Origin of the sequence: Streptomyces sp. (assembly GCF_035644915.1) — a bacterium.
GTDB lineage: Bacteria > Actinomycetota > Actinomycetes > Streptomycetales > Streptomycetaceae > Streptomyces.
The window spans coordinates 1-11,845 of record NZ_DASQNP010000086.1 but is presented as its reverse complement, the minus strand read 5'-3'; the positions used below and the strand labels follow the sequence as shown (position 1 = coordinate 11,845).

The 11,845-nt window shown below is 77.7% G+C and carries 11 protein-coding genes; all 11 read left to right on the top strand.

Annotated features, from left to right (window positions below; genetic code table 11):
* The first annotated feature begins 130 nt into the window (after positions 1–130).
* Genes VE546_RS10760 through VE546_RS10710 form a run of 11 tightly spaced genes read left to right on the top strand, consistent with a single transcriptional unit; the run spans position 131 to position 11,803 of the window.
* Positions 131–1,768, top strand: a complete 1,638-nt coding sequence (locus VE546_RS10760) for a carbamoyltransferase family protein (protein WP_324921011.1) — start codon at positions 131–133, stop codon at positions 1,766–1,768.
* Positions 1,765–2,838 carry a glycosyltransferase family 2 protein gene (locus VE546_RS10755; protein ID WP_324921009.1) on the top strand — a complete coding sequence of 358 codons (1,074 nt, stop codon included), beginning with the start codon at positions 1,765–1,767 and terminating at the stop codon, positions 2,836–2,838. The genes VE546_RS10760 and VE546_RS10755 overlap by 4 nt, the downstream gene beginning before the upstream one ends.
* Positions 2,835–3,527 carry an HAD family hydrolase gene (locus VE546_RS10750; RefSeq protein ID WP_324921007.1) on the top strand — a complete coding sequence of 231 codons (693 nt, stop codon included), beginning with the start codon at positions 2,835–2,837 and terminating at the stop codon, positions 3,525–3,527. The genes VE546_RS10755 and VE546_RS10750 overlap by 4 nt, the downstream gene beginning before the upstream one ends.
* Positions 3,524–4,573, top strand: a complete 1,050-nt coding sequence (locus VE546_RS10745; RefSeq protein ID WP_324921005.1) for a glycosyltransferase family 9 protein — start codon at positions 3,524–3,526, stop codon at positions 4,571–4,573. Before VE546_RS10750 ends, VE546_RS10745 begins: the two co-directional genes overlap by 4 nt.
* A complete protein-coding gene (locus VE546_RS10740) occupies positions 4,570–5,532 on the top strand; it encodes a glycosyltransferase (protein WP_324921003.1) in 963 nt (320 codons plus the stop codon). Before VE546_RS10745 ends, VE546_RS10740 begins: the two co-directional genes overlap by 4 nt.
* Positions 5,529–6,767: a glycosyltransferase gene (locus tag VE546_RS10735; protein ID WP_324921002.1), complete on the top strand. Its 1,239-nt coding sequence runs from the start codon at positions 5,529–5,531 to the stop codon at positions 6,765–6,767. Before VE546_RS10740 ends, VE546_RS10735 begins: the two co-directional genes overlap by 4 nt.
* Positions 6,764–7,486, top strand: a complete 723-nt coding sequence (locus VE546_RS10730; RefSeq protein WP_324921000.1) for an SIS domain-containing protein — start codon at positions 6,764–6,766, stop codon at positions 7,484–7,486. Before VE546_RS10735 ends, VE546_RS10730 begins: the two co-directional genes overlap by 4 nt.
* Positions 7,479–9,017, top strand: a complete 1,539-nt coding sequence (gene rfaE2 / locus VE546_RS10725; protein ID WP_324920999.1) for a D-glycero-beta-D-manno-heptose 1-phosphate adenylyltransferase — start codon at positions 7,479–7,481, stop codon at positions 9,015–9,017. Before VE546_RS10730 ends, rfaE2 begins: the two co-directional genes overlap by 8 nt.
* The gene (locus VE546_RS10720) at positions 9,014–9,985 is read left to right on the top strand and encodes a glycosyltransferase family 9 protein (RefSeq protein ID WP_324920997.1); all 972 of its coding nucleotides are present in this window, start codon (positions 9,014–9,016) and stop codon (positions 9,983–9,985) included. Before rfaE2 ends, VE546_RS10720 begins: the two co-directional genes overlap by 4 nt.
* A complete protein-coding gene (locus VE546_RS10715; RefSeq protein WP_324920996.1) occupies positions 9,982–10,854 on the top strand; it encodes a glycosyltransferase family 2 protein in 873 nt (290 codons plus the stop codon). Before VE546_RS10720 ends, VE546_RS10715 begins: the two co-directional genes overlap by 4 nt.
* Complete coding sequence (locus VE546_RS10710) at positions 10,832–11,803, top strand: glycosyltransferase family 2 protein (RefSeq protein ID WP_324920995.1); 972 nt, start codon at positions 10,832–10,834, stop codon at positions 11,801–11,803. Before VE546_RS10715 ends, VE546_RS10710 begins: the two co-directional genes overlap by 23 nt.
* The last annotated feature ends 42 nt before the right edge of the window (positions 11,804–11,845 follow it).

Genomic DNA, 11,845 nt, shown 5'->3' with positions numbered 1-11,845 from the left:
CTCCTCACTCTGGGGAGTCAGTTCCCCCCGGAAGAGTCGATCTCGGACGTTTGACATCGCTGCTGACGGTAACCACGGAAGGCCACGACAGCCCGGCCCACGGGACGACCGAGACCGGAGGCACTCGTACATGCGCATCCTCGGCATCAACGCCGTCTTCCACGACCCGGCAGCGGCGCTCGTGATCGACGGCAGGACGGTCGCGGCGGCGGAGGAGGAGCGATTCAGCCGCCGCAAGCACGGCAAGCGGCCGGTGCCCTTCTCCGCGTGGGAGATGCCCGAGCGGTCGGCGGCCTGGTGCCTGCGGCAGGCGGGCCTCACCCCGGCCGACCTCGACGCCGTCGCCTACTCCTTCGATCCCGACCTGGCCGCCCCCGCCGGCTCGCTGGGGCTGGACGACCCCTGGGACCACCTGCGCCAGGAGTACGCCCGGCGCGCCCCGTCCTTCCTCGCCGAGGCCCTGCCGGGCCTGGACCCGTCCGTCGTCCGCTTCGTGCCCCACCACATGGCGCACGCCGCCTCCGCCGGGATCGCCGGACCGCACCGCGACGCCGCGGTGCTGGTGCTGGACGGGCGCGGCGAGTCCGCCTCCCACCTGTCCGGGCGCTACCACGGCGACCGGCTGGAGGTGCTGGCCACCCAGAAGCTGCCCCACTCCCTCGGACTGGTCTACGAGGAGCTGACCGAGCACCTGGGCTTCCTGCGCTCCAGCGACGAGTACAAGGTGATGGCGCTCGCCTCCTACGGCAAGCCGCGCTTCCTGCCGGAGCTGCGCCAGTGGGTGCACGCGGTCGGCAAGGGCGGCTTCCGGGCCCACGGGGTGGAGTGGGCCGCGCTGGCCCCGGCGCGGCGGCCGGGCACCGAGTGGACCCAGGACCACGCCGACCTGGCCGCCAGCGCCCAGGCCGTGCTGGAGGAGACGCTGCTGGACCTGGTGAGCTGGCTGCACGCGGAGGCGGGCGGCCGGGAGCTGACCATGGCCGGCGGCGTCGCCCTGAACTGCGTGGCCAACTCCCGGATCGCCGCCGAGGGCCCGTACGAACGGGTGTGGGTGCAGCCCGCGGCCGGGGACGCGGGCACCGCGCTGGGCGCGGCCCTGCACCTGGCCGCCGCCCACGGCGAGTCCCCCCTTCCGATGCCCGGCGCCGACCTGGGCCGCGGCTGGTCGGACGAGGAGATCGAGGGCTTCCTGACCGGGGCCGCCGTGCCCTACGAGCGGCCCGCCGACATCGCCGAGACGGTCGCCGAGGCCCTCGCCGCCGACGGCATCGTGGCCTGGTTCCAGGGCCGCAGCGAGTACGGGCCGCGGGCGCTGGGCCACCGCTCGCTGCTGGCCCACCCCGGCCGGGCGGAGAACCTGGACCGGCTCAACCGGGTCAAGGGGCGCGAGGAGTTCCGCCCGGTGGCGCCCATGGTCGCCGAGCGGCGGGCCGCGGAGATCTTCAACGGCCCGCTCCCCAGCCCGTACATGCTGTTCGTGCACGACGTGGCCCCGCAGTGGCGCGACCGCATCCCGGCCGTGGTGCACGTCGACGGCACCGCCCGCGTCCAGACCGTCGATCCCGGCAGCGAGCCCCTGGTGGCGCGGATGCTGGACGCCTTCGAGCGCCGCACCGGGCTGCCGGTCGTGGTCAACACCAGCCTCAACACCGCCGGCCGTCCGATGGTGGACTCCCCCCGCGACGCGCTGGAGTGCTTCGGCTCCGCGCCCGTGGACCTGCTGGCCATCGGCCCGTTCGCGGTCCGCCGCGGGAAGGCGTTCGCATGAGCGCCCCGGCCACCGACTACTCCGTGGTCATACCCACCGTCGGGCGCCCCTGCCTGGCCGAGTGCCTGGCGGCGCTCGGCGGGGCGATCGGCCCCGAGCCGCGCGAGATCGTGGTCGTGGACGACCGACCGCAGCCCGAGCCGCTGCGCGAGGAGCTGCCGCTCGACGCGCTGGGCCCGCTGCGGGAGCGCGCCGCCGTCGTACAGACCGGCGGCCGCGGCCCCGCCGCCGCCCGCAACGCCGGCTGGCAGGTGGTGACCGCCCCCTGGGTGGCCTTCCTCGACGACGACGTGCGGGTCGGCGCCCGCTGGCGCGAGGCCCTCGCCCGCGACCTGGCCGAGGCCGACCCCACCGTCGCCGGGGTGCAGGGCGTCCTGGACGTGCCGCTGCCCGTCGGGCGGCGGCCGACGGACTGGGAGCGCAACACCGCCGGACTGGCCCGCGCCCAGTGGGCGACGGCCGACATGGCCTACCGCACCGAGGCGCTCAAGGCGGTCGGCGGCTTCGACGAGCGCTTCCCCCGCGCCTTCCGCGAGGACGCCGACCTGGCGCTGCGGGTGCTGGACGACGGCTGGCGCATCCGGCGCGGCAGCCGACTGACCACGCACCCGGTGCGGCCCGCCGACCGCTGGGTGTCGCTGCGCCTGCAGCGCGGCAACGCCGACGACGCGCTGATGCTGCGGCTGCACGGCCCCGACTGGTGGCGGCGGGCCGCCGCGCCCAGGGGGCGCATCCGCCGCCATGCGGCGGTCACCGCCGCCGGTCTCGCGGCGCTCGCGCTGGCCGCGGCCGGGCGGCGGCGGGCCGCCGCGCTGGCCGGGGCGGGGTGGCTGCTGGGCACGGCCGAGTTCGCCCGGGCCCGGATCGCCCCGGGGCCGCGGACCCGCGAGGAGGTCATGACCATGCTGGCGACGAGCGCGCTCATACCGCCGCTGGCGGCGTACCACCGGCTGGCCGGGACGCTGCGCCACCGCGGGGCCTCCCCCTGGGACGGGACCGGAACCGGCACCGGGGACCACGGGATCGCACGCCGCTCCGGGGACGGAAGCGGCCGGGACGGTGACGCATGACGGCGGTGCGCGCGGTGCTCCTCGACCGGGACGGCACCCTCGTGGAGGACGTCCCCTACAACGGCGACCCGGCGCTGGTGCGCCCGATGCCGGGTGCGGCCGAGGCGCTGGCGCTGCTGCGCTCCCGCGGGGTGCCGGCCGCGGTGGTCACCAACCAGTCCGGCATCGCCCGCGGGCTGGTGAGCTGGGACGACCTGGGCCGGGTGCACGCCCGGATCGACGAACTCCTCGGCCCGCTGAACGCCTGGGCCATCTGCCCGCACGGCCCCGACGACGGCTGCGCGTGCCGCAAACCCGCCCCCGGCCTGGTGCTGGACGCCGCCCGGCGGCTGGGCGTGTCCCCCGCCGAGTGCGTGGTGATCGGGGACATCGGCTCCGACCTGGGCGCTGCCCGGGCCGCAGGCGCCCGCGGCATCCTCGTCCCCACGCCCGTCACCCTGCCGGAGGAGGTCCGGGCCGCGCCCGTGGTCGCCCCCGACCTGCTCACCGCGGTGCGCACCGCGCTGGACGGAGCGCTGGACGGAGCGCCGGCCGCAGCACCGGGCACAGCGCCGGGCGTCCCGGTGCCGGTGTCCGTCCCCGCCGACGGCCGTACCGCCGCCCGCGCCGGAGCGCGCACCACCGCCCGCGCCGGAGCGCGCACCACGGCCCGCGCCACCGTCCGCCCGACCGTCCGGAGGCCGTCATGAGAGCCCTGGTCGCGCGTCTGGACAGCTTCGGGGACGTGCTGCTGGCGGGCCCGGCGGTACGGGCCGTGGCGGCGCACGCCGAACGGGTGACGCTGCTGTGCGGCCCGCGCGGCGCGCCCGCCGGGCGGATGCTGCCCGGGGTGGACGAGGTCCTGGTCTGGGACGCCCCCTGGGTGGGCTTCGACCCGCCCCCCACCGACCGCGCCGGCATCGAGCGGGCCGTCGGGGAGATCGCGGCCCGGCGCTGCGACACCGCCCTGGTGCTGGCCTCGGCCCACCAGAGTCCGCTGCCGACCGCGCTGGTGCTGCGGATGGCGGGCATCGCCCGCATCGCCGCCGACAGCGTCCACTACCCCGGCTCCCTGCTGGACGTGCGCCACCGGCGGGACGAGCACGCGCACGAGGCCGAGGCCGCCCTCGCCCTGGCCGAGGCCGCCGGCTTCCCCCTGCCCGAGGGCGACGACGGACGGCTGCGGGTGCTGCCGCCGCCGAGGACGGCGGAGCTGACCGGGCCGCCGGGCTACGTCGTGCTGCATCCGGGGGCGAGCGTGCCCGCCCGCCGCTGGAGCCCGGGGCTGTCGGCCGAGGCCGTGACCGCCCTGGCCGCGGCCGGCCACCGGGTCGTGGTCACCGGCGTGCCCGAGGAGCGCGAGCTGACCGCGTACGTCGCGGGCTCGGACGGGCTCGACCTGGGCGGACGGACCTCGCCGGCGGAACTGGCCGGGGTGCTGGCCGGGGCGCGGGCCGTGGTCACCGGGAACACCGGGCCGGCCCACCTGGCCGCCGCCGTCGGCACGCCGGTGGTCTCGCTCTTCTCCCCGGTCGTCCCGGCCGAGCGCTGGGCGCCCTTCCGCGTCCCGCTGGTCCTGCTGGGCGACCAGCAGGCGCCGTGCGCGGGCACCAGGGCCCGCACCTGTCCCGTCCCCGGCCACCCCTGTCTGGACCGGGTGACTCCGGAGGACGTGGTCACTGCCGTGGAGAAGGTCGCTGCCGAAGGCGGCCGACAGGAGGCAGCCGCCGAGGGCGGCCGGGAAGGAGCCGCATGAGGATCCTGCTGTGGCACGTGCACGGCTCCTGGACCACCGCGTTCGTCCAGGGCCCGCACACCTACCTGGTGCCCGTGACCCCCGACCGGGGTCCCGACGGCCTCGGCCGTGCCGTCACCTTCGACTGGCCCGACAGCGTGGTGGAACTGCCGCCCGACCGGCTGCGCGACACCGACGTCGACCTGGTGGTGCTCCAGCGCCCGCACGAGACCGAGCTGGCCGAGCGCTGGCTGGGCAGACGGCCGGGCCGCGACGTGCCCGCCGTCTACCTGGAGCACAACGCGCCGGACGGGAACGTGCCCGACACCCGCCACCCGATGGCGGACCGCCCGGACCTGACGATCGTTCACGTCACCCACTTCAACCGGCTGTTCTGGGACTGCGGCACCACGCCCACCACCGTCATCGAGCACGGCATCGTCGATCCCGGACCGCTGTGGACCGGCGAGCTGGCACGGGCGGCCGTGGTGGTCAACGAGCCGCTGCGCCGCGGCCGCACCACCGGCACCGATCTGCTGCCCCACTTCGCCCGGACCGCACCGCTCGACGTCTTCGGCATGCGCACCGAGGGGGTGGCCGAACGGCTCGGCCTGCCCCCGGACCGCTGCCGTTCCCACGACCTCCCCCAGCGGGAGCTGCACCGGGCCATGGCCAGGCGCCGGGTGTACGTGCACCCGGTCCGCTGGACCTCGCTCGGCCTGTCCCTGCTGGAGGCCATGCACCTGGGCATGCCCGTGGTCGCCCTCGACACCACCGAGGCGTCCGAGGCCGTGCCCGAGGGGGCCGGGGTGCTCTCCAACCGGCTCGACGTACTCACCGACGCCGTCCGCGGCTTCATCGCCGACCCCGCCCACGCGCGCGAGGTCGGCGGGCGGGCCCGCGAGGCCGCGCTGGCCCGCTACGGGCTGTCGCGCTTCCTGGACGACTGGGAACGGCTGACGAAGGAAGTGACCCGATGAGGATCGCCATGGTGTCCGAGCACGCGAGTCCCCTCGCGGCGCTCGGCGGCCCCGACGCCGGAGGCCAGAACGTATACGTCGCACAGTTGTCGAAGGCGCTCGCCCGGCGGGGTCACGTCGTCACCGTCTACACCCGCCGGGACGCGTCCGGGACGCCCGACCGGGTGCCGTTCGGCCCCGGCGTCACCGTCGAGCACGTCCCCGCCGGGCCGCCGCGTCCGGTGCCCAAGGACGACCTGTTCGAGCACATGCCCGCCTTCGGCGCCCATCTGGCGCGCCGCTGGGCCGACCGGCCGCCGGACGTGGTGCACGCGCACTTCTGGATGTCGGGCCTGGCCGCGCTGGCCGGGGCGTGCGGCCTGCACGTCCCGGTCGTGCAGACCTTCCACGCCCTGGGCACCGTCAAGCGGCGCCACCAGGGCGCGGACGACACCAGCCCGCCCGAGCGGATCGAGGTGGAGCGGCGGATCGGACGCGAGTGCAGCCGCGTCCTGGCGACCTGCACGGACGAGGTGTTCGAGCTGACCGCCATGGGCGTGCCGCCGCAGCAGACCTCGGTGGTGCCGTGCGGCGTGGACACCGGGGAGTTCAGCCCCGCCGGTCCCGGCGGTCCCCCGGACGGCGGCCCGGACCGGGACCGGCGCGCCGCCCGCCACCGGCTGCTGGCCATAGGCCGCCTGGTGCCGCGCAAGGGCTTCGACCAGGCGATCGCGGCGCTGGCGGAGATCCCCGGCGCCGAACTGCTGATCGCCGGGGGCCCGGAGCCCGCGCGGCTGGCGTCCGATCCCGAGGCCGGACGGCTGCGGCGGCTGGCCCGGGAAGCGGGTGTGGCGGGCCGGGTCCGGCTGCTGGGGGCCGTGCCGCACGAGCGGATGCCCGGTCTGATCCGCAGCGCCGACCTGGTGCTCTCCACGCCGCGGTACGAGCCGTTCGGCATCGTCCCGCTGGAGGCGATGGCCTGCGGGGTGCCGATCGTCGCCACCGGCGTCGGCGGCCATCTGGACTCGGTGGCCGACAAGGTGACGGGGCGGCTGGTGCCTCCCGGCGATCCCGGCGCGCTCGCCCGCGCCGTCAACGAGCTGACCGGCTCGCCGGAGCTGCTGCGGCGCTACGGCGAGGCCGGCCGGGAACGCGCCCTGGCCCGCTTCTCGTGGGAGCGGGTCGCCGACGGCGCCGAACAGGTGTACGCCCAGGTGGTCGCGCGCCACCGCGTTCCGACGGGGGCGATCCGATGACGACGACACCCAGGACGACGTCCAGGACCGGGAGGGCCCGCAAGACGGCCCGCGCGGCGGCGCCGGAGCCGGAGGCCGGCGTCGGCGCGTCCCCGGAGGCGCCGGGGACGGTCGCCGCCCACTGCGACGCGCTGCTGCACGCGCTGACGGACTTCCGCACCCACACCGGGACCGCCCAGCGCTGGGGCGAGCGGCTGGCGAGGGTGCTGGCCGGCGGCGGGCGGCTGCTGGCGGCCGGGAACGGCGGCAGCGCCGCCCAGGCCCAGCACCTGACCGCCGAACTGGTGGGCCGCTACCGCGACGACCGCCCGCCGTTCTCCGCCATCGCCCTCCACGCCGACACCTCCTCCACCACCGCCATCGCCAACGACTACGGCGTGGACGAGGTGTTCGCCCGGCAGGTGCGGGCGCACGGGCGCGAGGGCGACGTGCTGATGCTGCTGTCGACCAGCGGCGCCAGCGCCAACCTGCTGTCGGCCGCCGAGGCCGGGCGCGAGGCGGGCATGGCGGTGTGGGCCCTCACCGGTCCCGCGCCCAACCCGCTGGCCGCGGGCAGCGACGAGGCGCTGTGCGTCCGCGCGGGCTCCACCGCGACGGTGCAGGAACTCCACCTGGTGACGGTGCACATGGTGTGCGCCGCCTTCGACGCCGCACTGGAGGACGTACTGGGAGGGGGGAACGCGACCGATGGCGCCACCGATGCCACCGCCGGTGCCTGAGCCGGTGCCCGAACCGGCGGCCGGGAAGTCCTCGCCGCCGTCCGTCGCCGCGCCGCTGGTCGTGGTCGGCGACGCCCTGCTGGACCGCGATCTGGTCGGCCGCGCCGAGCGCCTGGCCCCCGACGCCCCGGTGCCGGTGCTGGACGACTGCGAGGAGCTGCTGCGGCCGGGCGGCGCCGCCCTGGCCGCCTACGTGGCGGCGCTCGGCGGTCGCGAGGTCACCCTGGTGACCGCCCTGGGCGACGATCCGGCCAGCGCGCGGCTGCGCGAGATGCTGGCCCCCTGGGTCTCCGTGGCCGCGCTGCCGCTGGACGGCGCCCTGCCGGAGAAGACCCGGGTGCTGGCCGGGGACCGCCCGGTGGTCCGGATGGACCGCGGGGACGGCCGGGCCGCCGCGGACGCCCCGGGGGCCGTGCCCGAGGAGGTCCGCGCGGTGATCGCCGCGGCTCCGGCCCTGCTGGTCTCCGACTACGGCCGGGGCACCGCGGACGTGGTGCGCGGTCTGCTGGCCGAGCGGGCCGCCCGGGTGCCGCTGGTGTGGGACCCCCATCCGCGCGGCCGGGAGCCGGTGCCGGGCGCCCGGCTGGTGACCCCGACGGCGAAGGAGGCCCGGCTGTTCGCCTCCCGCCTGCCCGGCGGCGCGGACCGGCCGGGCACCACGGGCGGCGGCACGGGCGGCACCACGGGCGGCACCACGGGCGGTGGCTCCGGCGACCCGGAGGACCTGCACACCGCAGCCCGGTACGCGCGGGCGCTGGCCGACGCCTGGGGCGTGGGCTCGGTGGCCATCACCCTGGGCGAGCGGGGCGCGCTGCTGTCCTACGGCGACCACCCGCTGCTGGTGCCCGCGCCCGCGCGGCACAGCGGCGACTCCTGCGGGGCGGGCGACCAGTTCGCGGCCAGCGCGGCCGGCCTGCTGGCCGACGGCGCGCTGCCGGAGACGGCCGTACGGGGTGCGGTGGCCGCCGCCACCGGCTATGTGGCGGCCGGGGGCGCGGGGGCGCTGGCCTTCCCGGACCGGGCCTTCCCCGACCGGGCCGCGCCCCCGCCCTCCCCCGGCGAGGACGCCGAGCAGCTCGTCGCCCGGGTGCGGGCCGCGGGCGGCACCGTGGTGGCCACCGGCGGCTGCTTCGACCTGCTGCACGCCGGGCACGTCGGGCTGCTGCAGGCGGCCCGGCGCACCGGCGACTGCCTGGTGGTCTGCCTCAACTCCGACGCCTCCGTGCGCCGCCGCAAGGGCCCGGGCCGCCCCATCAACCCGCTGGCGGACCGCATCCGGGTGCTGCGCGCGCTGGAGTGCGTGGACGCGGTGGCGGTGTTCGAGGAGGACACCCCCGAGGAACTGCTCAAGCGGCTCCGCCCGGACGTGTGGGTCAAGGGCGGCGACTACGCGCTCGCCGACCTGCCCGAGGCGGCGCTGGTGGAGAGCTGGGGCGGGCAGGCCGTGCTGCTGCCGTACCTCGACGGCCGCTCCAGCAGCAGCATCGCCGAGCGCGCGGCGGTGTCCGTGGCCCGGAACGGGACGCGGTGAGCGGCCCGGCGAACGGGCCCGCGGACGTCTCGCACCGCCCCCGGCTGCTGGTGCTGCGCGCGCTGGGCCTGGGCGACCTGCTGGCCGGGGTGCCCGCCCTGCGGGCGCTGCGGCGGGAGTTCGGGGGGTACGAGATCGTGCTGGCCGCGCCCCGGGAGCTGGAGCCGCTGGCGAGGCTGAGCGGCGCCGTGGACACCCTGCTGCACGCCGCGGCGCCCGGCCGCGCCGTGCCGGAGGAGATCGGCTGGCCGGGGCCGCCGCCGCGGGTCGCCGTCGATCTGCACGGCAGGGGGCCGGAGAGCATGCGGCCCCTCGAACGACTGGCCCCGCACCGCCTGCTGGCCTTCGCCGCCCCCGGCGGGCCCCCGTGGTACGCCGAGGAGCACGAGCGGGACCGCTGGTGCCGGTTCCTGCGCTGGTACGGCGTCCCGGCCGACCCTTCCGACCTGCGCCTGCCGCGTCCCGCCGCGGTCTCCCCCGCCCCCGGCGCGGTGGTGCTCCACCCGGGCGCGGGGTCGCCCGCGCGGTGCTGGCCCGTGGAGCGGTACGCGGCCGTGGCCGCCGGGCTGCGGCGCGCCGGACGCCGGGTGGTGGTCACCGGCGGGCCGCAGGAGTACGACCTGCTGGCGCGGCTGGCCAAGCTGGCCGCCCTGCCCGACGCCGACGTCCACGGCGGCCCGCCCCTGGAGCGGCTGGCCGCGCTGGTGGCCGGGGCCTCGGCGGTGGTGAGCGGCGACACCGGGATCGCCCATCTGGCGGTCGCCCTCGGCACCCCCTCGGTCACCCTCTTCGGGCCGGTGGCGCCGCGGCTGTGGGGCCCGCCGCCCCTGCCGCGCCACCGGGCGCTGTGGCACCCCGGCCCGCCGGGCGATCCCCACGGCCACGTGCCCGACCCGCTGCTGCTGCGCATCCGGCCGGAGGAGGTGCTGGCTGCGCTGTCCCGCCTGCCGGAGGTGCGTACCGCATGACGGACCCGCCGATCGGCGTGGTCATCGCCACCCGCAACCGTGCCGACAGCCTCGCGCGGACCCTGCGCCACCTGACGGAACTGCCCGAACGGCCGCCGGTCCTGGTGGTCGACAACGCCTCCGGCGACCACACCCGCACCATGGTGTCGGTGCTGTTCCCGCAGGTGGAGCTGTTGCCGCTGCCCGTCAACCGCGGGGCGGTCGCCCGCAACCTGGGGGTGGCGGCGATGGACACCCCGTGCGTCGCCTTCAGCGACGACGACTCCTGGTGGGAGCCGGGGTCCCTGGAGCGGGCCGCCGACCTGATGCGGCGGCACCCGCGGCTGGGGCTGATCGCCGCGCGCACCTGCGTGGGCCCCGAGGAGAGGCCCGACCCGATCAACGACCTGCTGGGCACCTCGCCGCTGGGCACGGCCGAGGACCTGCCGGGACCGCAGGTGATGGGCTTCCTGGGGTGCGCCTCGGTCGTGCGCCGGTCGGCGTTCCTGGACGCCGGGGGCTTCCACCCGCTGCTGTTCTTCGGCGCCGAGGAGACCCTGCTGGCCTACGACCTCGCCGCCCGGGGCTGGGGGGTCAGCTACTGCCCCGAGGTCACCGCCCACCACCATCCGGACCCCGCGCCGCGGGCGGGCCGCGAGGCCCAACTGCGCCGCAACGAACTGCTCACCTGCTGGCTGCGCCGCCCGCTGCCGCTGGCCCTGCGCCGTACCCGCGCGCTGGCCGCCGAGGCCCGCCGCGACCCGGTGGCCCGGCGCGCCCTGCGCGGCGTGCTGGCCGCGCTGCCCGCGGCCCTGCGCGCCCGCAGGCCCCTGCCGCCGTACGTCGAGGAGGCCGCACGCCGTGTGGATGGACAGCACCGTGCCCCCTGAGAACGCCCCCGCCCGGGACGCTGATGAGGACGCCGGCCCCGCCCGGACCCGGGACGCCGACCCCCGGGTCTCGGTCGTGGTGATCACCCACAACCGGCGCGGGGAGCTGCTGCGCACCCTGGGCCGGCTGGCCGAACTGCCCGAGCGGCCGCCGGTGTTCGTCGTCGACAACGCCTCCACGGACGGCACCTGCGCGACCGTGGCCCGCGTCCACCCCTGGGTGCGGCTGCTGCGGGCCGGGCGGAACCTGGGGGCGGTGGGCCGCAACGTGGCGGTGGAGCGCGTCACCACGCCGTACGTGGCCTTCTGCGACGACGACTCCTGGTGGGAGCCGGGTTCGCTGGGCGCGGCGGCCGACCTGCTCGACGCCCGTCCGGGACTGGCGGCGGTCACGGCGCGGATCGTGGTGGAGCCGGACGGCACCGAGGACCCGATCGTCGCCGAGCTGCGCGACTCGCCGCTGACCGGCCCCGGCTGGCTGCCCGGCCCCGCGCTGGGCTCGTTCCTGGCCGCCGCGACGGTGCTGCGCGTGGACGCCTTCCGCGCGGCGGGCGGTTTCTCGCCGCGGCTGTGGCTGGGCGGGGAGGAGGAACTGCTGGCCACCGACCTGATGGTGCGCGGCTGGTGGCTGGCCTACGCCGAGGAGCTGACGGTCCACCACGCCCCCTCGGCCGCGCGGGACGCCACCGGCCGCCGGGAGGACGGGCTGCGCAACACGCTGTGGTTCGCCTGGCTGCGCCGCCCGCTGCCCGCGGCCCTGCGCCGCACCTGGCACCTGGCCCGCACGGTGCCGCGCGACGCGGCGTCCGCGCGGGCCTTCGGCCGGGCCCTGGCCGGGCTGCCGTGGGTGTTGCGCGAGCGCCGGGTGGTGCCGGAGGAGGTCGAGGAGCGGCTGCGGCTGCTGGAGCGCGAACAGCGCCGCTCCACCGCCCGCCGGTACGTCGGCTGAGGCGGTGGAGCGGCGCCGGGTCCGGGAGCGCGCCGGTCAGGA